This window comes from Streptomyces capparidis (assembly GCF_054782095.1).
This window is the reverse complement of sequence record NZ_BAAGTD010000025.1, coordinates 58,727-79,998: the sequence shown is the minus strand read 5'-3', so window position 1 is coordinate 79,998 and position 21,272 is coordinate 58,727. Positions and strand designations below refer to the sequence as shown.

Here is a 21,272-nt window from a genome sequence, read left to right as displayed (position 1 = left end):
CCTGACCAGCAGGTTCACTCAGATTGGCAAGCCTTGGTGCGAACGGTCGGTTCGCGCCTTTCGGTTCAGTCGCCGGAGGGGTCCGGTAGGAGTTGAGCCGCGAGTGATCGTGCCGTGGCAGTGAGTGTGGCCGTGTCCAGCCCGGTCCGGCTCATGTACACGATCCCTTGTTGCGCGGCCAGGAGGGCCCGCGCCAGGGCGATCGGATCCGCTTCGGCCGGCAGGTCGCCCTCGCGTTGGGCGCGGGCGACGCAGTCACCGATCAGCGCGGTGGACGTTTCGTAGGTGCGGTGGGCGTGGGCGAGGACTTCTGGATCGGCGTTACCGAGTTCGCAGGTGCTGTTGGCCAGCAGGCAGCCGCGCCGCGTGCCGGCGCCGGTCGGGTCGTCGATCGGTGCCTCGAGGAGCATGCGCAGTGCGTCCACAGCCCGTGGAGCCTCGGCGAGGGCTTTCCGAAGATAGCCCTGCATGTCGTCGGTGTAGCTGTGCAGTGCCCGGAGGAAGAGCTGACGCTTGTCGCCGAACGCTGCATAGAGGCTGCCTTTGCCCAGCCTGCTGACCCGCATCAGGTCTTCCAGTGAGGTCGCGGCGTAACCGGCGTCCCAGAACTGCTCCCGGACGGCGTCCAGCACCTGCTTCTCGTCGAACGCTCGCGGACGTGCCATGCGAACCAGGATACGGATTCTTGACCGCACGGTCCACCATCTTTATGGTGGACCGTGCGGTCAAGAACTCCGTCGCACGTCGCACTGAGGGAAGTGGGAAGCACATGGGAAAGCTGGACAACAAGGTGGCGATCGTGACCGGCGGATCGCGGGGGATAGGGGCGGCGTCGGCGCTGGCGCTGGCCGACGAGGGAGCCGACGTCGCGATCAGCTACTCGTCCTCGGCGGATCGGGCCAAGGCCGTGGTCGCCGAGCTGGAGGCAAAGGGGGTGCGCGCGGCGGCCTTCCGGGCCGACCAGGCGGATGCGACGCAGGCGGTGGGCCTGATCCACCGCGTGGTCGAGCAGTTCGGGAAGCTGGACATTCTGGTCAACAACGCGGCCGCGGGTGGTGGCGGCCTCGTCGACAGCGAGCTCGTCGACGAGGCCGCCCTCGAGCGGCAGCTCGCCGTGAACTACACCAGTGTGGTGGCCGGGATCCGGGCGGCGTTCCCGCTGCTGCCTGAGGGCGGGCGGATCATCAATATCAGCTCGGGTGTGGGAACGCGGGCGGGTTTCCCCGGGATGGCGTATTACACGGGAACGAAGTCGGCCCTCGAGGGCTTCAGCCGGGGCGCAGCCCGCGATCTGGCACACCGGGGCATCACGGTCAACGTCATCCAACCCGGGTTCGTCGACACCGAAGGAAACCCCGCCGACGGCCCGGCCGCAGCCATGTTCCTTCCGACAACGGCGATCGGGCGGTACGGCAGGCCGGAGGAGATCGCCGCAGGCGTTGTCTTCCTCGCCAGCCCGCAGGCCTCCTACGTCACCGGCGCAGTGTTGAGGATCGACGGCGGATACGGCGCATAGCGCGACCGCGCAGCCGACGGCGGCCGGCCGAGGACGGCGGTAGCGCCGGAGTACGGGCCTTTCGAGACGCAAGAAAGCAGGCCCGCTCGCCCACAGGTCACATGGCCGCGACCGCCTTTGCGGTGCGCGAGGGCTTCACCCGCAGCCACCTGCTCGCCGAGGCCAGCCGCCACCTCGCCCGGCCGCCGGGGCCGACCCACCGAGCCGGGCCTGGACGCACGCATCGTCGACCAGGCGGTCACCAAGCACTGCGTCCACCGAACGCGGGACCGGCCGGTGTACTGCGGACCTCACCACCCTGCACCCGCCCCGGCCAGGACGTCGACGCCGCCGTGGCCCGCCTGCTGCCCTGGTCCGGCACCCGATACCAGGGCGCCGTGCTGGCGGCTGCCATGCATCGTCGTCGTCATCGTCCGCAGCCGCCAACCCACGCCCATCCCCACCCCGGGCCGCGACAAACCGCGGTGAGCTCTCCCGCCCCACTACCGCACCGGTGCACACCAACCGAGCCGCCCACGCCGCCCCCCTGGGCTCGTACACCGCGGGGCGGCCCGCGGACCAGGCGCCGCGGTGTGGGACACTGACCGGCCCCTGGAGGGCCGCACCGTCCGCCTCACCGGTTTCGTCACCCCGGGCAGGAACGGCACCTGGCGCCCGAGCCGGCTCACCGTCGTTCACCCCGGTCCCCGAGCCGCGCGACCCCCACCGGGACGCGGCACCGGATCCCGCTGAAGTTCACCTGCCGGTTGCCCGCCGCGACCCCCCTCGCCCCTATGCTGCTCCGCCAGGATCGATCACTTGTCCGGCAGGGCCGGGCGGGTTAAGGAGACGACGATGAACCGGCAACGTCTTCGCAGACGCGCGGCTGCCACCGGCGCGGCGGCCCTCACCGTGGCGGCGCTCGCCTCGCTCGCCGCGGCGCCCGTCTCGGCCGCCCCAGCGCCGCCCTCCGCGACCACGGCCGACCACGGGACCGTGCGGTTCGCCACGTTCAACGCCTCGCTCAACCGCGGCACGGCCGGGGCGCTGCGCGCCGACCTGTCCACGCGCGACAACGCGCAGGCGCGGACCGTCGCCGAGATCATCCAGCGGGCCAGTCCCGATGTGCTGCTCGTCAACGAGTTCGACCACGACCCGGAGGCGGCGCGGCTGTTCCAGGAGAACTACCTGTCCGTCGGCCAGAACGGCGCGAGGCCGGTGCGGTACCCGTACCGGTACATCGCGCCCAGCAACACCGGGGTCGCCTCCGGCCTGGACCTGGACAACAACGGACGGGTCGTCACCACCCCGGGCGAGGCCGGCTACGGGGAGGACGCGCTCGGCTTCGGCGCCTTCCCCGGGCAGTACGGCATGGTCGTCTACTCCCGCTTCCCCATCGACACCGACGGCGTCCGCACCTTCCAGCGGTTCCTGTGGAAGGACATGCCGGGCGCGCTGCTCCCCGACGACCCGGCCACGCCCGCGCCCGCCGACTGGTACTCGAAGGAGGAGCTGGCCGCGTTCCGCCTGTCCTCCAAGAGCCACTGGGACCTGCCCGTCCGGATTGGGCGGCGCACTGTCCACTTCCTGGTCAGCCACCCCACCCCGCCCACCTTCGACGGCGCCGAGGACCGCAACGGGCGGCGCAACCACGACGAGATCCGGTTCTGGGCGGACTACGTGCGCCCGGGGAGCGGCTGGTACATCCACGACGACGCCGGCCGGCGCGGCGGGCTGCGCCCCGGCTCCTCGTTCGTCATCGCAGGCGACCTCAACGCCGACCCGAACGACGGGGACAGCGTGGCGGGCGCGGCCAAGCAGCTCCTCGACCACCGGTGGATCAACGCGCGGACCGTCCCGACGAGCCCCGGGGCCGCGGAGGCGGCGGCCGCGCAGGGCGGCGCCAACGCCGCGCACCGGGGCGACCCGGCGCAGGACACGGCGGACTTCGCGGACACTCCGGCGCCGGGGAACCTGCGGGTGGACTACGTCCTGCCGTCCCGTACCCTGCGCGCACGCGGCGGCGGTGTCTTCTGGCCGGTCTCCACCGACCCGCTCTCCCGCCTCACCGGCGCCTACCCCTTCCCCAGCTCCGACCACCGCTTGGTCTGGATCGAGGTCTCCCGCTGAACACCCGGCCCGCCCGTCCGGGCGAGTGGGCCCGGACGGGCCGGGACCGCTGTGGCCGGGGGCCTCGTCCCCCGAACAGCACACGTGGCTGCCGGTCGTCTCATCGTGGAGTCGCCTGAGCTCCCGCATGAAGTCGTCGAACGGGGGGGCGTCGGCGAAGCTGGCAGACCCAGTCCGCGAATGGGCCTGCCAGCTCCTTCTCGCCGGCCGTGCCCGCTCCGGGACCGGCACCCGCCGCGGGGTGTCCACCAGGAGAGCGCGGTGGACGGAGGAACGTCGTGGCACTCGGCGAGACCGGCTCGCGGGGGCAGGGGGACCGGTCGCGGCCCGGGCGAGCCCGAATTACGCCTCCGACTGAGCGGCATTCGTCATGAGCCAGCGGCGGATCTCTTGCGCCTGCTGCTCACGGCCCGGATCGTCGGGATGTTCGCCCGCACGGTCAGCACGGCGCGCAGCCGGGGAAGCACCGACGGCTTCGCGGCGACGTGGGAGCGGCACAGCTCCACGGCCTCGCCCGTGGCCAGCAGTCTGCGCGTGCTGGACGAACTGGACCGCCAAAAGCACGGCCAAGGCGAACTCGCCAAGCGAGCCACCACCGCCATCCGCTACCTCGATCGAACCCTGAAGGACATCACCCCCGCCCAGCAGGTCCAGATGCGCCAAGGCGTTACCCCGGAAGCGTGGATCGACACCGACGACCGCAGCGACGACACCGACCTCGCCATCCTGCGCTGCGCCGCCGACCTGGACAATCTCCACCCCGACACCGGCGCCCGAGTGCTCCCCGACGACATCGGCACGTGCCTGCGTGCCCGGCAGATGCACCTGAAGACGCTGCGTCTGCCCGAGAAGCACCGCAAGAAGGGAACGGCCATCGCCGACACGCCAACGCAGGACGTTCTGGAACCCCTGCCACCGGGTGACCGGCCGCCCCTGCGGCCCCTCGCACGGCGGCCCGCCCGGCACCCCCCGGGGGTGCCGCAGGTCAGGTGTCGGCGGTTGTCGTGTCTGCCCGCCCGCCGACGCTGCCACGCACGGCTGATCGCTGCGCTGGCCGACTGGGTGGCCCCGCGCGGGGCCGGGGCGGCCCGGCCGGGAAGAAGCCGGGCGCGGCCTGGTGGGGGCGCGAAGAGGCGCGGCGGGCGGTGGCGTTCACTGTTTCGGTGGTGCCGGTGGGGTCGGGCCGGGAGGCTGACGGGTAGGTGACCGGAGTGGTGGTGCGGCCGCCGACCCGGTGGTCGGCTCCGGTGCCGCGGCCGGGGCCGGGACGTCCAGCGGGCGCGGCTGATGAGCACGATGCCCTGAAGCCATGACCGGCACGTGACCTGGCGGATGGTCTCCAGGTCACCTGGCGGTCGTGAACGCCGCCTGATGAGCGGACGGCGCACTTCACGCGCTGCTTTTCACTCCCTGTCCGCGCAGCGATAGCGACATCACCATTCAGGGAAGCCGGAGCCTCGGCCTGAACTTGACACGACGAGAAGGGCTTCCCGTATGCGACGTGCCTTTGTGCTGCTGACCGTGAGCCTTGCTGCCGCGGCTGCGACGCTTCTGCCCACATCAGCAGCCCTGGCAGCGCCGGGCCCGGACCTCGTCTCGGCGGACGCCGGGGTGACACTCGTCCCGGAGGGCCGCCCCATCATCTTCAATATCAACATCAACCAGAACATCATCTTCAACGGTTAGAGCCTGTCCGGGCGATCAAGAGGGTCGGCTGATGTGGCGCGGATGCCAGGTGGTATCTCGGTTGCTGTGGATCGGCGGCGCTGTAACGATCCGTGGATGACCACTCCTGGCCCGATAGTCCCCGATGGCGGCGGTTACCGTCACTCGTACGAGATCGCCCCTCCTGCACGCCTGGTCCACGTCTCCGGGCAGATTCCGGTGGCTTCGGACGGCACCCTCCCAGAGGGATTCGCCGCCCAGTGCCGTCAGGCGTGGGCCAACCTGGCCGCAGCCCTGGCCCATCACGGGATGGGGCTGTCCGACCTGGTCAAGGTGACTACCTTCCTGTCGGACAGGGCGTACCGGGAGGAAAACTCCGCCATCCGGCGTGAGGTGCTCGGAGATCACGCTCCGGCTCTGACAGTCATCATCACAGGCATCTACGACGAGGCGTGGCTGCTGGAGATCGAGGCTGTCGCCGCACGGTAGAGGCCCTGGCTGGTCACGAGCGGAGCCGGACGACGACGGCCGCGACGGTGACGGTGCCGAGGAAGACGTAGCCGCGTTTGTCACACCGGGTAGCCGCGGCCCGGGACTGTTCCAGACTGCTTCCAGGGGGTGATGGTCGGCGGCGGCCACCGCCTGGTGGGCGCCCCGCTGGGGGTGGCGCAGGCGGAGGCGGGCGTGCCGCCGGGGGTGTGGGTGGGCCTCGGTCTGCCCGCGCTCGGGCTGTCTGCGGGTGCGGTGGTGGGCGACGGTGCTGGGGCGGCCGCCCGGCGAGATACACCGCCCCCTGCTCGCCCTGGACCTCGTCTTCCGCCCGCCTTCCCCCCTGGGGCCGCAACGGCCGCCACCGCGCCGCCGTCCTCGGCGATCTGACGGTCGCCGCGTGTTCCGGCACTACACCAACCGCGACGGCGCCTCCTCATTGCACGACCATCGGGGGCCAGGCGGGGTTCGGCGGCCGGTCGTCGATCTGCTCGCGCGAATGATCGTGTGTGAGGAATTCGGGTTGCGATTCCCGCCCGGCCGGGTGCTACGTTGATCTGCTTTGCTCCGACCGGAAGGAAAGCAGATGGACGCCCCCTCCTTGCACAGCCGGTTCCTCAGCGAGGCGCTTCCTCGGATCCGGCAGGATGCGCGCGTGGCCGGCGTGGCGATCACCGGCTCGATCGCGGATGGCCGCCCCGATGTCTACTCCGACGTCGACCTGATCCTGGTCATCGACGACCAGGCGTACGACGAAGTCATGCGGGAGCGGCTGGGGCTGATCGGCTCCTGGACGTCCCTGGTGGCCGGATTCACCGGAGAGCATGTCGGCGAGCCGCGCCTGATCATCACGCTCGTCGGGCCGCCTCTCCTGCACGTCGACTTCAAGTTCGTCCGGACCCGCGACTTCGCCGAGCGGACCGAGGACCCGCAGATCCTGTGGGACCGCGACGGTCTCCTGGCCGGGGCCCTCGCCCAGCGGCCGCCGGTCGATGCGGCGCTCGACCTCCAGTGGATCGAGGACCGGTTCTGGATCTGGGTGCACTACGGCGCCACGAAGCTCGGCCGAGGGGAACTGTTCGAAACCATCAGCTTCCTCACCTACCTGCGCGAGACCGTGCTCGGCCCCCTGGCCGCCCGCCGGGTGGGCGCGATCCCCCGCGGTGTACGCCACCTGGAGACCATCGCGCCCGAAGAGGCGCGCGACCTCCAGGCAACGCTGTGCGGCTACGACCGCCACGCAGCCGGACGGGCGCTCCTCGCCACCGTCGATCTCTACCGCCGATGGACCGACGCCGGCGAAGGGATCGTTGAACGACGCCACCACGCCGAGAAGCTCGCCATGCAGTACCTCCACGACGTCATCGATCAAGCTGTTGACTGAAGCGGGCTGAAGTACCTCGCCACCCGAGTCGGCTCGGCCCACCTCCCCCAGGCGGTGAACACCGCCGCCCGGGAGCTGACCGAAGCCGAGCGGCGGCAGCGAGCGATCGGGGCGGCCGGGGAGCTCGGGTGGAGTACACCGACCAGGTGCAGCAGGCCGGCCAGGCCGCGTGGGAGACGATCCCCGCTCAGCGGGGGAACCGGACGGCGAGCAGCCGACGGGCCGGGACAGCAAGCCGCAGCCACCCGAAGCGACCGGGCACACGGACCGCACCGGCCACTGCACAAGGAACCGTCATGTCCGGCTTCACCAGTGGGACCGCGCTCTTCACCGGGACCTTCGACGCCTCTGCTCGCCGGAGCCTCCGGCGACCTCGGCATCACGCCGTTCCGCCGGCCCTGCGAGGCCGGCACCGTCACCGCCGCAGGCGGTGGCACCTGCACCTCGGGCCGTCCACAGCGCGAGCGCGACGAAGAGGGCCTGTTCCGGGACTCTGAACCACAGTGGCGTCGCCGGGTCGCCGTTCAGCGGTACGTCCTCGACGGCGGCATGGACGTTGGCGGGGAGCAGCAGCACGAACAGCACCGCGAGGCCGACCCCGGCCGCCGGGCGCGTCGCCGACGCGACGAGTCCGGCGGCTCCGGCCAGCTCCAGCACACCGGTCGCGTAGACCATCAGCCTGGGGAACGGTACGAACGGCGGGACCATGGCCACCAGGTCGTCGTGACTGGGCATCACCGTGACAGTGTCGGGGACGAAGTGCGCGGTGGCGGTGGCCACCAGCATGAACGCCAGGCCGTGGGCCGCGGCGGCGCGCCGGTCGGCGAACCGCCGCACGCCCAGCGCGCCCAGCAGGCGGAAGCCCAGCGAGGGGCAGATCAGCAGCAGAAGTGTTCCGAACATGGCTGTCCTGTGGAGGGGCGGGGCGGTCAGGGGGTGGTGAAGAACAGGCCGGCGCCGTGGGCGTCACGGGCGGAGACGAAGAAGCCACCCCCCACTGTCCGGGTGGCGGTGCCGCCGCTGTCGACGACCCTGCGAGCGGCGCCGACGTCGCCGACCAGGATCGTCATGGCGGCCAGGTACGAGGCGGCGGGTGCGGGTTCGCCGGGCAGCACCTCGTCGGCGTCCGAGGCGCGGACGACCTCGACCTGCCCTGCCGCGAACTCCAGCACGGTGAGCGGGCCGCGCTCTCGCGGCGCTGTGCGGAGCAGCAGGGCGTAACGGTCGGTGACCGCGGCGAATCGGGAGTCCTCCGCCACGATCAGCACACCCCCGAGACCGCGGGCACCGTTCGGGTGGTGCAGGTAGCGCGGTTGGTGGACGTGGCCGCGGGTGAGGTGCTGGGCGATCCCCACGTACCCCTCGGGGGTGGAGCGCGGATCCAGGTGCACGGCACGGGCCCGCACCGTGCGGGTCCCCTCGTCGGTGGCGACGTCGCGCGCCAGGTCGAGGACGCCGGAGGTGCGCAGCCCCGCCCGGGTCAGCCGCAGGTCGGCGGCGCCCGCGTCGTCGGTGTCGAGGTTGAGCAGCCGGAACCCCCCGTACTCGTCGGCCATCGCCCTGGTGTGCCACGGGTCGGGCGCCGCCTCGTCCACGATGCCGAGCAGTTCGATGTAGGACCCGCCGAAAACCGCGCACCGGTTGGCGGTGCAGCCGGCCACCGGCGCCCGGCCGGGCCGCTCGCCGAGCAGATGCCGTGAGCGAGGACTCAGGGTGAAACCGAGCGCGGTGTAGACCCGTTCGAGGGTGTCGAGGTCACGGGTCAGCAGTCCGGTGTGGTGGAAGCCGTGAATGTCGCCTGTCATGGCGGGAGTGTGCGCCGACCGCCCAGCCGCGGTCCCACAACCGGCCCGCGAACGCCGCTATCCGACATCCCTCTACGCTGCCCTGGTGGAATCGGTCAGCCTGGACACACTCGACCTGCGACTGCTGCACGCCCTGCACCTCGACGGGCGCGCCCCGTTCAGCACGATCGCCGAGGTTCTCGGCGTCTCCGACCGCACCGTGGCCCGCCGCTTCGGGCGGCTGCGCGCCGCGGGCGCGGTCCGGGTCACCGCCGTCACCGACGTTCGCCGCACGGGACACGCCGAGTGGCTGGTGCGAGTGCGCGTCCGGCCGGGCGCGGCCGCCGCAGTCGCCGGGGCGCTGGCCAGGCGCTCCGACACCGCGTGGGTGACGGTGCTGTCGAGCGGCGCCGCGGTCGTGTGCCTGTTCCGTGTCGCGGACGGCGGGCCGGTGCCGCTGGACGGGCTGGGCCGCCACCCGGGGGTCATCGAAGTGGACGCGCAACGGGTACTGCGCCACCTGATGGGCCGCCGATGGGTCGGCAGGACCTCCGCGCTCGCCCCGGACGAGGCCGCGGCGCTGCGCCCCCCGCGGGACCCGCGGCCGGACCCGCTGCGGATGAGCGACCTCGACGGCCGCCTGCTGCCCGTGCTCGCCGCCGACGGGCGCACCGCGTACCCGGTCATCGCCAGGGAGGTCGGCTGGTCGGAGTCGGCCGTGCGCCGCCGCCTGGCGGAACTGCGCCACCACGGGCTGCTGCGGTTCGACGTCGAGGTGGATCCGGGGCTGCTCGGCTACCACGTGCAGTGCCTGCTGTGGCTGTACGTCAGCCCGGCGCGGCTCGCGTCCACGGCACGGGACCTGGCCGCGCAGCCGGAGACGGCGTACGTCGGGGCGACGACCGGCGAACGCAACCTGCTGGCCATCGCGATCTGCCGGAACACGGACACCTTCTACGAGTTCCTCACCGAACGCCTGGGCGCACTGGAAGGGGTGGAACGGCTGGAGACGGCCCCGGTCGCCGGCTACGCCAAACGCGCGGCACCTGTGGGGTGAGGAGCCCCCCGGGACGGCAGCCGCGGGCGGGCGCCCTGAGGCCGCCGCCCCCCCGCCTGCGCGGACCCACCGCGACGTGGAAGACCGCCGGGACCACCTGCTGACCACCTTCGGACCCGGCCGGGTAGGCAGGGGCCGGCCGTCCCGCTGCTCGTCGTGGCGGCCGGGCCACGGCCGCGGCCTCACCACCGCCCGCCCCCGGCGGTGCGGCCCTGGCGCCCCCACGGCCGCGGGTGGCCATCTCCATGACGAGGATGTGGCGACCGGGATGCGTGCCCGGCTCGGCCGGCACAGCGAACGGGGCCCGAGGGCCGTGGCGCCGGGCCCCGGCGGACCGCACGACCCCCGGGCCGGGGCCGCGTGCGACCCCGACGCGGGCCGGACGGCGACTCCGGCTCGGCCGCCCACCCCCGGCCTCGACCCGCCCCACCACGACCAGCGCAGCGCCAAACCACTGCTCGGCCACCGCGATCCGCGTGCGGTACGCCCTGTCGGCGCCGACGCCCGTGTCTCAAGGGCGCGGTGCGGCATCCGATGCGCGTGCGAGGTGGTCGAGGTCTGCGGCAGCCTTCGCCAGCAGGTTCACCATGGCCTGCTCGGCGCGGACGGGGTCTTGGTCGCGGACGGCGTCGAGTACCGCGCGGTGGCTGGGGACGGGGTCGTCGGCGTCGCCGTGGGCGTGGACCATGCGGTCGCGTTCCCGCAGGCTGGGCTCCAGCAGCAGGTCCATCCTCTGGAGCATCTCGTTGCCGGTGGCGGCGAGGAGCGCGCGGTGGAACGCCGCGTCGGCCTCGGCGGCGGCCGCGGAGTCCGCCTTCGCCTGCCCCATGTCCTCGAGCGCGGCCTCGAGCGCGGACAGATCGGCGTCGGTACGGTGCAACGCGGCCCGGCGCGCCGCGGCGGGTTCGACGATGGAGCGTACGTCGGCGAGGTCGCGCAGCACCTGGGGGGCGTCGCCCGTCTCCATGCGCCAGCGGATCACGTCGGCGTCGAGCAGATTCCAGTGGGCGCGTTCCCGGACGAAGGTGCCCCGCTTCTGGCGGGCGTCGATCAGCCCCTTGCCGGCCAGTACCTTGAGCGCCTCGCGCATGACGGTCAGACTCACGTCCAGTTCGGCCCCGAGGGCGCCGATGTCCAGGATTTCCCCCTCGGCGATCCCTCTTCCCACGATGCGCGCACCCAGTTTGTGCACGACCTGTCCGTGCACACCGCGGTCGGAGTAGGGCGCCATGTGGTTCTCCTCGATGTGAAGGGCTGGCGGGGGCGCTGACCTGGCCGAGGGCCGAGCGTCACCCAGCTTCTCGTGCCACGACCGGACAGTCCAGCGCTCATCATTATTTATGAATTCATCTTGACAGGGGGTGGGGGCGCCCGGACGATGAACCCACTTTGCGAGCCGGTCACGCAGGAGCCGCCTGTCATGCTGACGCTGCACACCCAAGACCTCCCCGCTCCCCTCAAGGGGCACCTGCCGATGGGCAGCCGTGCGGGTACCCCCGACGCCTTGGAGGTCGACAGCCGCAGGCTCCAGCGGGGCACCGAGCCCTGGCTGCCGGTCATGGGGGAGTTCCACTTCAGCCGCTACCCGGCGGCTGAATGGCGCGAGGAGCTGCTGAAGATCCGCGCCGGCGGGATCGACCTCCTGGCCACCTACCTGTTCTGGAACCAGCACGAGGCGGAACGCGGCACACTGCGTTTCGACGGCGATCTGGACATCAGGCGCTTCGTCGAGCTGTGCGGTGAGCTCGGGCTGTGCGTGGCGGTCAGGATCGGCCCGTGGTCGCACGGCGAATGCCGCAACGGCGGCTTCCCGGACTGGCTGATGCGGACCGACTGCACCCCGCGCACCGACGACCCGGCCTATCTGGCGCTCGTCGAGCCGTACTACACGCGCATCTCCCGCGAACTGCGCGGGCTGGGCCACGACGACGGCGGGCCGATCGTGGCCGTCCAGGTGGAGAACGAGCTCTACGACCAGCCGGACCACCTGCGCACCCTGCGTGCCGTGGCCGAGCGGGTCGGGATCCGGGCACCGCTGTGGACGGCGACGGGCTGGGGCGCGGCCGACCTCCCCGCCGACGTGCTGCTGCCGCTGTACGGCGGCTACCCGGAGGCGTTCTGGGAGGACGCCCACGAGGGCTGGGCCCGCGAGATGCGGCGCCACTACTTCTTCACCCCGATCCGCGACGATCACGCGATCGGCGCGGACCTGCGGCCCTCTGCCCCGGCCGGCACAGGACCGGACGACCGCCGCTACCCGTACGCGACCTGCGAGCTGGGCGGCGGCATGGCGATCGCCTACCACCGGCGCCCCCTCGTGCCCGCCGCCGATGTCTCGTCGCTCGCCCTGACCAAGCTCGGCAGCGGCTCGGTGTGGCAGGGCTACTACCTGTACCACGGCTGCTCCCAGCGCCTCGGTGACGGCGTGGCCAACCAGGAGTCGCACGACACCGGCTACCCCAACGACCTCCCGGTCGTCACCTACGACTTCCAGGCGCCGTTGGGCGAGTACGGGCAGGTAAGGCCCTCCTTCCACGCCCTGCGACTACAGCACCTGCTGATCCGGGACAGCGGTGCGGAGCTGGCGGACATGCCGCCGCACCTGCCCGACAACGGTCCGGCGGGACTCGACGACCGCACGTCGCTGCGCTGGTCGATACGCGCGAACCGCGGCCAGGGGTTCCTGTTCGTCAACAACCACCAGCCGCACGAGAGGCTGCCCGACCACGACGGTGTGCGCTTCCGGGTGCACCTGGACGGGCGGACGGTCACCTTGCCGACCCGGGAGGTGACCGTCCCCGCCGGAGCGCACTTCGCCTGGCCGCTCGGCTACGACGTCGGCCGCGGGGTGCGGCTCGAGTGGGCGAGCGCGCAGCCGGTGACCCGGCTGGACCTCGACGGGACGCCGGTCGCGGTGTTCGCGGCGACCGCCGGCATCGCCCCGCAGTTCGCTCTGCCGGTCGGCTGCGAGGTGCCCGGATCGGTGCACACGGCGGCGGAGCAGGACGCGGGCCCGGTCGTGGTGAGCGTGCCCGAGCCCGGCTCCCACGCCATGGTGGCGGTGACCGGCCCACAGGGGCCGGTGCACGTGCTGGTGCTGTCCGAGGAGCAGGCGTTGCGGGCCCAGCGGGTGAGCATCGGCGGCACCGACCGGCTCGTGCTGTGCGAGGAACCAGTGCTGGTCGACGGCGGTGAGCTGCGGATCCACACCGCCCGGGACCAGGTGGACCTGTCGGTGCTGCTGCCTCCCGGCGACGCGGGCGGCGCCGGCCTGCTCGCCGGGCCGGGCCTGTCCCCTCCGCGCGCCGAAGGGCGCTTCACCCGGTGGACGCTCACCCCCGGCCCCGTCGCCGCCCCGGCCGCCGGCCCGCCGGGCTGCGCGGTCGAGTGCGTCCGGGCCGAGGCCGTCGTGCCGCCGGCGCGTACCGGCGGCTCCCACGACCGGGCCTCCGCGCCACGGGACGCAGACTTCGACGGAGCGGCGATCTACCGGATCACCATTCCGCCGGAGGCGTTCCACGCCGACGGGGAAGTGCTGCTGCGACTGTCCTACACGGGTGACGTGGCGCGGGCCTACATCAACGGTGAGCTGGTGGCGGACCACTTCTGGTACGGGCCCGACTGGGAGATCGGGCTGCGCCGGTTCGCCGACGCGGTGGCCGAGCACGGCGTCGAGATCCGGGTCCTGCCGCTCCCCCCGGACAGCAAGGTGTACGTCGACCCGTCGGTGCGCGCGGGACACACGGCCGCCCGCGAGCGTGCCTCGCTGGACGGCGCGGAACTCGTCCCGGTGCGACGGATCCGCCTGACGGTCACCGCGGGAGCAGGCGATGAGTGATCCGAGCCGCCGGTCGGCCCTGCGGAGCGCGGCGGGCGCGGGGCTGGGCCTGCTCGCCGCGCCGGCACTGGCCGCATGCGGCTCCGGCTCCTCCCGGCCGGTCACCGAAGGGCCCGTGCGGATCTCGATGTGGACCCACGACCCCGGCTACATCAAGACCTTCCGGAGCGCCGTCGGCGACAGGACGCTGATGCGCGGCTCCCGGTTCGACTACCGCATGCGGTTCACCAACGCGGCCGGAGGCGACCTCGTCACCCGCATGATGGCGCAGGCGGTCGCCGACGGGAACACACCCGACCTCGTGGGCATCATCATCGACCAGTTCCCCCGCGTCATGGGTTCCCGGATCGCCGAGAACCTGTTCGTCGACCTGAGCGAGACCGTCGAGCCCTTCGGCGACCAGATGCTCAAACTCGCCCCGTACTCGGTCGACAAGATCCCCTACGGGCTGGACTCGGACAACTCCATCAGCGTCCTGTACTACCGCCAGGACGTCTTCGCCGAGCACGGGATCCCGGAGGACGTCGAGACGTGGCAGGAGCTGGCGCGCATCGGTGAGCGCCTGCACGACAAGCACCGCGTCAGCCTGGGCATGGTCGCCACCGGCGACAACGGCTCCATCGTGAACGGCTTCCTACAGTTCCTCCTCCAGCGCGGCGGCGGTGCCTTCGACGGCGCCGGCAACCTCACCCTGGACTCGCCCGAGGCCGTCGAGGTGCTGGAGTTCATGGTGCGCGGCGTCCGCACGGGCTTCCTGATGTCGCTGCCCGACCCCTACGGCAGCGCCTGCGCCGCGGCGCTGAAGACGGGGCGGCTGGCCGCCACCGTCATGCCCAACTGGTACAACGTCTACGGTCTACAGGCCAACGTGCCCGACCAGAAGGGCAGATGGCGTATCAGGACGCTGCCGCGGTTCCCCGGTGGCGGCCACCTGGCCTCCACCCTCGGAGGCACCGCGTTCTGCGTCCTCAAGGACAAGCCGCACACACAAGCCTCACTCGAACTGCTGCGCCGCGTCTACCTCACCCGTGAGGGCCAGATGCTGCGCTACCGCTCGGGCGGCTTCCTGCCCACCCTCAAGGAACTCTACGAGGATGCCGAACTGCTCGGCACCACCGACGACTACCTCGGCGGCCAACGCGTCTTCGACGTGTACGGCGCAGCCGCCGACGACCTGCCGCTCTTCTACCAGGCGCCGGGCATGCAGGTGCTGACCGACGTCCTGGGCGGCCCGGTACTGCGGGCCCTCCAGGGGAAGACCTCCGCCGCCGAGGCGATCAAGGCCGGCATCCGGGCCTACCGACAGCAGGTGAAGCGATGACCGATTCGGCGTCCACCCGCGTGCGGACCACCGCCCGCCCCCGCCGGAGCACCGGCAGGAGCACCCGTCCCGCCGAGCCCTCCTGGTGGAGCCGCCATCAGCGGAAGCTCGCCCCGTACGTGTTCATCTCCCCCTTCTACGTGCTGTACGGACTGTTCCTGCTCGTGCCGATCCTGATCGGCCTGTACCTGAGCTGCACGGAGTGGGCGGGGCTCGGCACTCCCCGGTGGGTCGGGCTGCGCAACTACCGCGACCTGCTCACCGACCACAGCTTCTGGACCTCCGTCGGCAACACCGCCGTGTACGTGGTGTTCACCCTGTGCGTCGTCGTCCCCGCCGCCCTGCTGATCGCGCAGGCCCTCAACGCCCGCGGACTGCGCGGCCGGGACCTGTTCCGCATGGCGTACTTCATGCCGGTGGTGATCTCCCCGATCGTCATCACCCTCGTCTTCGGGTTGATCTTCGATCGGGAATTCGGGCTGATCAACGCCACCCTGCGCGCAGTGTTCGGCTTCGGCGGCATCGACTGGCTCGGCGAGCCGGCCTGGGCGCGGGTGACGGTGGTCATCCTGGTGCTGTGGCGCTGGACCGGCTACCTCACGATCTTCTTCCTCGCGGGACTACAGAACGTACCGAGGGAACTGTACGAGGCGGCCGCCATCGACGGCGCCGGGCCCGTCCGCCGCTTCCTGGACGTCACCCTCCCCGCCCTGCGGCCGGTCACCGCCTTCGTCGCGGTCACCGTCCTGGTCAACACCGCGCAGATCTTCGACGAGCCCTTCCTGCTGACCCAGGGCGGACCCGGCGAGTCGACCCTGTCGGTCACCATGTTCATCTTCCGCGCCGGCTTCCAGCGCCAGCAACTGGGCTACGCGGCGGCCGCCGGCGTGCTGCTCTTCGTCGCCGTGTTCGTCCTGGGACAGCTCGCCATACGGGCCCTGGGTGTGGGGAGGAGCAGCCGATGACCTCGGCCACCGCCACGACCGCCGCGGCACCGCCCCGGCCGCCGCGGCCGGCGCGCCGCCGACTGGCGGGCCGCGCCCTGCTGTACGCGTTCCTCATCGCCCTGCTGGCGGTCTTCTCCCTGCCGCTGCTGTGGGCTGTGTCGGCGTCGTTCAAGCCCCGCAGCGAGATCTTCTCCTACCCGCCGCAGCCCCTGCCGGTGCCCGCGACGCTGGAGAACTACCGGGGACTGCTCGACGGCCACCCGTTCTGGAGCTGGATGCTGATCAGCACCGCCGTCGCGCTGATCTCGACCGCCGCGTCGGTGGGGCTGTGCTCGCTGGCAGGCTTCGCCTTCGCCAAGTACCGCTTCCGCGGGCAGACCGTCCTGTTCAACATCATGTTCAGCTCGATGGCCGTGCCGTTCGCCGTCATCGTCGTCCCGCTGTTCATCATGGTTGCCAAGGCCCACCTGACCACGCCGTACTTCGCCCTGGTCGTGCCCTGGGTGGCCCCCGCGTTCGGCATCTTCATGATGCGCCAGTTCGTCGAGCAGTCCGTTCCCGACGCCCTCCTCGACGCCGCACGGGTCGACGGCTGCACCGAGTTCGGCCTGTTCCGGCGCGTGGTGCTGCCCCTGCTGCGCCCCGCACTCGGCGCGCTGGGCGTCTGGTCCTTCCTGACCAGCTACAACAGCCTGATCTGGCCGCTGATCGTGGTCAGCGAGCCGGGGGACTACACCCTCCCGCTGGGTCTCCAGGCGCTGTTCGGTGCCACCGGCCGCCAGTACGACCTGGTCCTGGCCGGCGCCGTCCTCGCCGTGATCCCGAGCCTGCTGGTCTTCTTCCTGCTGCGCAAGCAGCTCCTCGAGGGACTCACCGCCGGCGCCGTCAAGAGCTGAGCCGCGTACCTCCCTCCACCGCCCCACCCGTATGCGCCGCTCCCCGTCACGAGAGGTTCCCCGCCATGCCCGTCGCACGGCCCGCCCACCTCCCCGACACCCTGAAGATCACCTTGTGGGACTTCTCCTGGTACACCCGTACCGGCCCCGGTGAACCCTTCGCCGATCTGGACCGGGCCTTCGCCGAGGCCGTGGAACGCGGGTACAACACCGTCCGCGTATGCGCGATGCCCTACCTGCTCTTCGGCTCCGGCCTGGACACCAGCCGCCTGCGCCTGGGCCCGCTCGGCGGCGGCTACGGGCAGCGTGTGCGCTGGTACGACGTGCGCGCCGCCACCGAGATCGACGCGCGCGCCCGCCTGCTGGAGCTGTTCGAGGCCGCCCGCCGCCACGACTGCTTCGTCATCCTCTCCAGTTGGGAGTACCAGCAGTCCTCCTCGTTCGCCCAGGACCGCGCCTGGTTCGACGCCCTGATGGCCGTGGACCCCGAGTGGCGACCGTGGGCCCTGGCCGACGCCCTGGCCGACCTCATCGACTTCCTCGCCGCCCACGGCGGCCTGGACGACCGCGTCGCCTTCACCGAACTGCACAACGAGGTCCAGGCGGGCTTCCTCACCGAGGGCCTCGGGGGAGACACCGTCGTCGCGCTGCGCCCCCGGCTGGAGCGGGGCCTCGCCCGGTTCCGGGAGCGGCACCCCGAGCACATGGTCACCGTCAACTACGCCCAGGTCCCCGTCGGGTCCCTGCGCGGCGTGCCCCGCGGCATCGACGTGGCCGTCTTCCACCCCTACGTCCACGGCGTGCTGGACGAGCTGATGGACGCCTTCGCCCTGCGCGCGCCTGCCCGGCCCTTTCCCCAGCAGCGAGCCGAGCGGGAGCTGCTGCGGCCGGGCGCGCCCCGCCTGGAGGACTGGGCTCCGCCGGCCGAGAACCACTGGCGCCTGGACGCCACCGTGGTGGGCCGCCGCGAGGTCTACGTCCACGACTGGTGCCACCCCGGACGCTGGGACGCCTGGCTCTACGACCGCCACGCCGTCCACCGCTCGGCGATGCGGCAGAAACTGACCACCTGGATCGCCGCCGCGGCGGACTGGGCCGCCGGGGCGGGCGTCCCCCTGGTCTTCGGCGAGGGATGGATCGGCTACACCCCGCTGCACGGCACGTTCGAGGAAGGCCCCGTGGGCGCGGCCTTCTGCCGCCTCGCCGCGACCGAGTCCGCGCGAGCCGGAGCCTGGGGCGCGGTGGTGTGCTCCAACGCCGCCCCGCACCACCCGATGTGGAACGACATCGCCCTCCAGCAGGAGTGCAACGCCCTGCTCACCCCGTGACCGTCCGCCCCGGCGGGAGCCGCGCGCCCCACCCCGGCTCCCCGGATCCGCCGAGTGGGCGGGCTCAACGGAGGGCGCTGCCTGGCGGGCCGTCCAGCAGGGCGAGTTCGTCGCGGTGCGGCAGGCCCTCCCAGTCGCCGCGGGAGGCGACCGCGAACGCGGCGGTGGCGCTCGCCCGCCGCAGCCGGTCGGCCGGCGCCAGACCGTCCAGCGTCCCCGAGAGGTATCCGGCGCAGAACGCGTCCCCGGCGCCGACCGTGTCCACGACCGGGACGCTGTGGGCGGGCTGGTGCAGGTGATGGCCGTCGGCGCGGTACAGATCGGCTCCCCCGGCTCCGCGTTTGACCACCACCTCACCCACCCCCGCGGCCAGCAGATGCGCCACCCGGGCGTCCTCGCCGGTGCGGTCGTCCCCGGCGATCAGGGGAAGTTCGTCGTCCGAGGCGACCAGGACGTCGATGCCGCCGCGGAGCCGGCGCAGGACGGGTGCCGCGTCCTCCTTGCTCCACAGGCGCGTCCGGTGATTGACGTCCAGGACCACCGTCCAGCCGTGTGCGCGCGCGTGCTCGATCGCCGCGGTCACGGCGGCCAGCGGACCGGGGCCGAGAGCGCAGGTGATGCCGGTGACGTGCAGGACGCGGGCGCCCGCGGTCAGCGCCGCGGTGAGGTGCTCGGGTCGCTGGCGGGAGGCGGCGGAGCCCGTGCGCCAGTAATGCACCCGGGTGACGTCGGCCACGAGGCGCTCGCGCAGCAGGGCCCCGGTGGGTGCCTCCGGGTCGGTGGTGGCGTGCCGCACGTCGACGCCCTCGCCGCGCAGGGTCCGCAGGATCAGCCGGGCCGGTTCGTCCGCGCCCAGGCGGCCGGCCCAGGAGACGCGGTGACCCAGCCGGGCCAGCCCGACGGCGACGTTCGACTCCGCGCCGGCCACCGCGGTGCGGGCCGGAGCGCCGGTGGCGAGCGGCCCGTCGGTCTGGAGGGACAGCATCGTCTCGCCGAAGGTCAGGACGTCCGCGCCCGACGGGCGCCGGGAAGGCGCGGCGCTGCCGGCTCGGGAGGTCACGCGTCCGCCTCCGGCCGCCGGCACACCGATCGGAAGAGGCGGGCCCGGTGGCGCAGCGACTCCAGGTCGCCGCCGTGGGCGGCGTCGCCGACCAGCGGCGAGCCGACTCCGACGGCGAGGGCGCCGGCCGCGAAGTAGCCGGGTACGAGGTCGGCGTCCACGCCGCCGACGGGCACCACGGGCATGGTGGGGAAGGGGTCTTTCAAGGCGCGGAGGTAGGCGTGGCCGCCCAGGGACGCGGGGAAGAGTTTCACGGCGGTGGCGCCCGCCGCCATGGCGGCCGCGGCCTCGGTGGGGGTCAGTGCTCCGGCCAGCACGGGCAGCCGCTGCTGTACCGCTGCGGTGACGGCGTCCCCCGTGGTGGGGGTGACGATCCACGCGGCGCCGGCGTCCCGGGCGCGCAGCAGGTCGCCTCGGGTGACGACGGTGCCGGCGCCGATGAAGGCGTCCTCGCCCACTTCGCGGACGGCCTTGGCGATCACGTCGCAGGCGTCGACGGTGTTGAGGGAGATCTCGATGAGGCCGACTCCTTCCTCGACGAGCGCGACCACGGTGCGCAGGGCGGCGTCCGCCGAGCGTCCGCGCACGATCGCGGCGAGCCCGTCACGGCGCAGGCGGCTGGTGAAGTCGGTGGGTTCCACGGGTCGGCTCCGGTGATGTCGCGGCGGGGGCGTTCGGCGGGGGCGGCGGCGCCGGTGTCACCACTCGGCGAACGAGCCGTCGGGGTGCCGCCAGATCGGCCCCCGCCAGTCGGGGCTGCGGTCGGCGGCCGCGCGCACGGCCTTCTCGTCGACGTCTATGCCCAATCCGGGTGCGGTGGGGCGCAGGAAGCACCCGTCGTGGAAGCGGAACACCTCGTGGTCGACGACGTAGTCGAGGACTTCGGCCCCCTGGTTGTAGTGGATGCCGATGCTCTGCTCCTGGATGAGGAAATTGGGGGTGCTGAAGGCGATCTGGAGGCTCGCGGCGAGAGAGACCGGGCCGAGCGGGCAGTGGGGTGCGACGGGCACGTCGAAGGTCTCGGCGAGCGCCGCGATGCGGCGGACCTCGGAGATGCCCCCCGCATGGGAGAGGTCCGGCTGGAGGACGGCCACACCGGCTTGCAGGGCCGGCAGGACGTCGGTGCGCGAGTACAGGCGCTCGCCGGTGGCGAGGGGCACCGGCGTGCCGGCCACCAGTTCCTTCAGCAGGTGGGTGTACTCCGGCAGCACGACCTCCTCGGCGAACAGGGGGTTGAAGGGGGCCAGGTGAGGCAGCACCCTGCGTGCGTTGGCCACCGTGAAGCGCCCGTGGAAGTCGACGGCGAAGTCCCGGTCCGGGCCGAGTACCTCGCGCGCCGCGGCGGACCGGCCGACGACGTCGTCGATGTCGCGCGCCGTGGCCAGGCGGTTCATCCGACCGCAGGCGTTCATCTTGACAGCCGTGAAGCCGGCCTCCACCTGGGCCGCGATCGCGTCGGCGACCTCGGTGGGCTCGTCTCCGCCCACCCAGGTGTAGGCGCGCACACGGTCGCGAACCGGGCCGCCGAGCAGCACGTGGACGGGGGCGTTGAACGTCTTGCCCGCGATGTCCCACAGGGCTTGGTCGAGTCCCGCGACCGCGCTGGACAGCACAGGGCCGCCCCGGTAGAAGGACCCCTTGGTCATCACCTGCCAGTGGTCCTCGATGCGCAGCGGGTCCCGCCCGACGAGAAGCTCGGCCAGTTCGTGGACGGCGGTGCGCACGGTCGCGGCCCGGCCTTCGACGACCGGTTCCCCCCAGCCGACGATGCCCTCGTCGGTCTCGACGCGGCACAGCAGCCATCGGGGCGGAACGGCGAAGGTCTCGATGCGGGTGATCTTCAAGGGGGATGCTCCTGCGGTGAGTGGGGGGAAGGGC

General features: G+C 72.4%; 19 protein-coding genes. 12 read left to right on the top strand and 7 right to left on the bottom strand.

Features of this window, described 5'->3' with window-relative positions; all coding sequences use genetic code 11:
- Positions 1-65: 65 nt before the first annotated feature.
- Positions 66-665 carry a TetR/AcrR family transcriptional regulator gene (locus ACYVO2_RS20825; protein ID WP_461009418.1) on the bottom strand — a complete coding sequence of 200 codons (600 nt, stop codon included), beginning with the start codon at positions 663-665 and terminating at the stop codon, positions 66-68.
- 104 nt (positions 666-769) lie between these two features.
- Between ACYVO2_RS20825 and ACYVO2_RS20820 the strand changes: the two genes are divergently transcribed.
- The 6 genes from ACYVO2_RS20820 (at position 770) to ACYVO2_RS20795 (ending at position 7,163) form a co-directional block, all read left to right on the top strand.
- Positions 770-1,516, top strand: a complete 747-nt coding sequence (locus ACYVO2_RS20820; protein WP_461009417.1) for an SDR family NAD(P)-dependent oxidoreductase — start codon at positions 770-772, stop codon at positions 1,514-1,516.
- Between the two features lie 834 nt (positions 1,517-2,350).
- Positions 2,351-3,625, top strand: coding sequence for an endonuclease/exonuclease/phosphatase family protein (locus ACYVO2_RS20815; RefSeq protein ID WP_461009416.1), 1,275 nt, complete (start codon positions 2,351-2,353; stop codon positions 3,623-3,625).
- 390 nt (positions 3,626-4,015) lie between these two features.
- On the top strand, positions 4,016-4,831 hold the full coding sequence (locus tag ACYVO2_RS20810) for a PIN domain-containing protein (RefSeq protein WP_461009415.1): 816 nt from the start codon (positions 4,016-4,018) through the stop codon (positions 4,829-4,831).
- A 303-nt stretch (positions 4,832-5,134) separates the two neighbouring features.
- Positions 5,135-5,311 carry a hypothetical protein gene (locus ACYVO2_RS20805; protein ID WP_461009414.1) on the top strand — a complete coding sequence of 59 codons (177 nt, stop codon included), beginning with the start codon at positions 5,135-5,137 and terminating at the stop codon, positions 5,309-5,311.
- A gap of 96 nt (positions 5,312-5,407) precedes the next feature.
- A complete protein-coding gene (locus ACYVO2_RS20800) occupies positions 5,408-5,779 on the top strand; it encodes a RidA family protein (protein WP_461009413.1) in 372 nt (123 codons plus the stop codon).
- Between the two features lie 586 nt (positions 5,780-6,365).
- Positions 6,366-7,163: a nucleotidyltransferase domain-containing protein gene (locus tag ACYVO2_RS20795; protein WP_461009412.1), complete on the top strand. Its 798-nt coding sequence runs from the start codon at positions 6,366-6,368 to the stop codon at positions 7,161-7,163.
- Positions 7,164-7,490: 327 nt separating this feature from the next.
- Here the strand turns inward: ACYVO2_RS20795 and ACYVO2_RS20790 are convergent, their stop codons facing one another.
- Both ACYVO2_RS20790 and ACYVO2_RS20785 read right to left on the bottom strand, forming a co-directional pair.
- Positions 7,491-8,066 (bottom strand): DoxX family protein, encoded by a 576-nt coding sequence (locus tag ACYVO2_RS20790; RefSeq protein ID WP_461009411.1) that lies wholly within the window; start codon positions 8,064-8,066, stop codon positions 7,491-7,493.
- A gap of 26 nt (positions 8,067-8,092) precedes the next feature.
- Positions 8,093-8,968, bottom strand: coding sequence for a VOC family protein (locus tag ACYVO2_RS20785; protein ID WP_461009410.1), 876 nt, complete (start codon positions 8,966-8,968; stop codon positions 8,093-8,095).
- Between the two features lie 85 nt (positions 8,969-9,053).
- Between ACYVO2_RS20785 and ACYVO2_RS20780 the strand changes: the two genes are divergently transcribed.
- Positions 9,054-10,004, top strand: coding sequence for an Lrp/AsnC family transcriptional regulator (locus ACYVO2_RS20780; RefSeq protein ID WP_461009409.1), 951 nt, complete (start codon positions 9,054-9,056; stop codon positions 10,002-10,004).
- Positions 10,005-10,515: 511 nt separating this feature from the next.
- On the opposite strand, the gene ACYVO2_RS20775 is transcribed toward ACYVO2_RS20780, so the two are convergent.
- Complete coding sequence (locus ACYVO2_RS20775) at positions 10,516-11,235, bottom strand: FadR/GntR family transcriptional regulator (RefSeq protein WP_461009408.1); 720 nt, start codon at positions 11,233-11,235, stop codon at positions 10,516-10,518.
- A gap of 189 nt (positions 11,236-11,424) precedes the next feature.
- On the opposite strand from ACYVO2_RS20775, the gene ACYVO2_RS20770 reads away from it, so the two are divergent.
- The 5 genes from ACYVO2_RS20770 to ACYVO2_RS20750 all read left to right on the top strand — a co-directional run bounded on the left by ACYVO2_RS20770 (position 11,425) and on the right by ACYVO2_RS20750 (position 18,334).
- Positions 11,425-13,842, top strand: coding sequence for a beta-galactosidase (locus ACYVO2_RS20770; protein ID WP_461009407.1), 2,418 nt, complete (start codon positions 11,425-11,427; stop codon positions 13,840-13,842).
- The gene (locus ACYVO2_RS20765; RefSeq protein WP_461009406.1) at positions 13,835-15,163 is read left to right on the top strand and encodes an ABC transporter substrate-binding protein; all 1,329 of its coding nucleotides are present in this window, start codon (positions 13,835-13,837) and stop codon (positions 15,161-15,163) included. The genes ACYVO2_RS20770 and ACYVO2_RS20765 overlap by 8 nt, the downstream gene beginning before the upstream one ends.
- On the top strand, positions 15,160-16,128 hold the full coding sequence (locus tag ACYVO2_RS20760) for a carbohydrate ABC transporter permease (protein WP_461009405.1): 969 nt from the start codon (positions 15,160-15,162) through the stop codon (positions 16,126-16,128). The genes ACYVO2_RS20765 and ACYVO2_RS20760 overlap by 4 nt, the downstream gene beginning before the upstream one ends.
- The gene (locus ACYVO2_RS20755) at positions 16,125-17,006 is read left to right on the top strand and encodes a carbohydrate ABC transporter permease (RefSeq protein ID WP_461009404.1); all 882 of its coding nucleotides are present in this window, start codon (positions 16,125-16,127) and stop codon (positions 17,004-17,006) included. Before ACYVO2_RS20760 ends, ACYVO2_RS20755 begins: the two co-directional genes overlap by 4 nt.
- Positions 17,007-17,071: 65 nt before the next feature.
- Positions 17,072-18,334, top strand: a complete 1,263-nt coding sequence (locus tag ACYVO2_RS20750) for a cellulase-like family protein (RefSeq protein ID WP_461009403.1) — start codon at positions 17,072-17,074, stop codon at positions 18,332-18,334.
- A gap of 64 nt (positions 18,335-18,398) precedes the next feature.
- Here the strand turns inward: ACYVO2_RS20750 and ACYVO2_RS20745 are convergent, their stop codons facing one another.
- Genes ACYVO2_RS20745 through dgoD form a run of 3 tightly spaced genes read right to left on the bottom strand, consistent with a single transcriptional unit; the run spans position 18,399 to position 21,238 of the window.
- On the bottom strand, positions 18,399-19,394 hold the full coding sequence (locus ACYVO2_RS20745) for a sugar kinase (RefSeq protein ID WP_461009402.1): 996 nt from the start codon (positions 19,392-19,394) through the stop codon (positions 18,399-18,401).
- Complete coding sequence (locus ACYVO2_RS20740; RefSeq protein WP_461009401.1) at positions 19,391-20,035, bottom strand: bifunctional 4-hydroxy-2-oxoglutarate aldolase/2-dehydro-3-deoxy-phosphogluconate aldolase; 645 nt, start codon at positions 20,033-20,035, stop codon at positions 19,391-19,393. The genes ACYVO2_RS20745 and ACYVO2_RS20740 overlap by 4 nt, the downstream gene beginning before the upstream one ends.
- A gap of 57 nt (positions 20,036-20,092) precedes the next feature.
- Entirely contained in the window at positions 20,093-21,238 is a 1,146-nt protein-coding gene (gene dgoD / locus ACYVO2_RS20735; protein ID WP_461009400.1) for a galactonate dehydratase, read from the bottom strand.
- Positions 21,239-21,272 lie beyond the last annotated feature (34 nt).

Bases quoted from the DNA above. Each gene is read 5' to 3' on its own strand.
- ACYVO2_RS20825 (WP_461009418.1), bottom strand. From the start codon at position 665: ATGGCACGTCCGCGAGCGTTCGACGAGAAGCAGGTGCTGGACGCCGTC.
- ACYVO2_RS20820 (WP_461009417.1), top strand. From the start codon at position 770: ATGGGAAAGCTGGACAACAAGGTGGCGATCGTGACCGGCGGATCGCGG.
- ACYVO2_RS20815 (WP_461009416.1), top strand. From the start codon at position 2,351: ATGAACCGGCAACGTCTTCGCAGACGCGCGGCTGCCACCGGCGCGGCG.
- ACYVO2_RS20800 (WP_461009413.1), top strand. From the start codon at position 5,408: ATGACCACTCCTGGCCCGATAGTCCCCGATGGCGGCGGTTACCGTCAC.
- ACYVO2_RS20795 (WP_461009412.1), top strand. From the start codon at position 6,366: ATGGACGCCCCCTCCTTGCACAGCCGGTTCCTCAGCGAGGCGCTTCCT.
- ACYVO2_RS20790 (WP_461009411.1), bottom strand. From the start codon at position 8,066: ATGTTCGGAACACTTCTGCTGCTGATCTGCCCCTCGCTGGGCTTCCGC.
- ACYVO2_RS20785 (WP_461009410.1), bottom strand. From the start codon at position 8,968: ATGACAGGCGACATTCACGGCTTCCACCACACCGGACTGCTGACCCGT.
- ACYVO2_RS20775 (WP_461009408.1), bottom strand. From the start codon at position 11,235: ATGGCGCCCTACTCCGACCGCGGTGTGCACGGACAGGTCGTGCACAAA.
- ACYVO2_RS20770 (WP_461009407.1), top strand. From the start codon at position 11,425: ATGCTGACGCTGCACACCCAAGACCTCCCCGCTCCCCTCAAGGGGCAC.
- ACYVO2_RS20765 (WP_461009406.1), top strand. From the start codon at position 13,835: ATGAGTGATCCGAGCCGCCGGTCGGCCCTGCGGAGCGCGGCGGGCGCG.
- ACYVO2_RS20760 (WP_461009405.1), top strand. From the start codon at position 15,160: ATGACCGATTCGGCGTCCACCCGCGTGCGGACCACCGCCCGCCCCCGC.
- ACYVO2_RS20755 (WP_461009404.1), top strand. From the start codon at position 16,125: ATGACCTCGGCCACCGCCACGACCGCCGCGGCACCGCCCCGGCCGCCG.
- ACYVO2_RS20750 (WP_461009403.1), top strand. From the start codon at position 17,072: ATGCCCGTCGCACGGCCCGCCCACCTCCCCGACACCCTGAAGATCACC.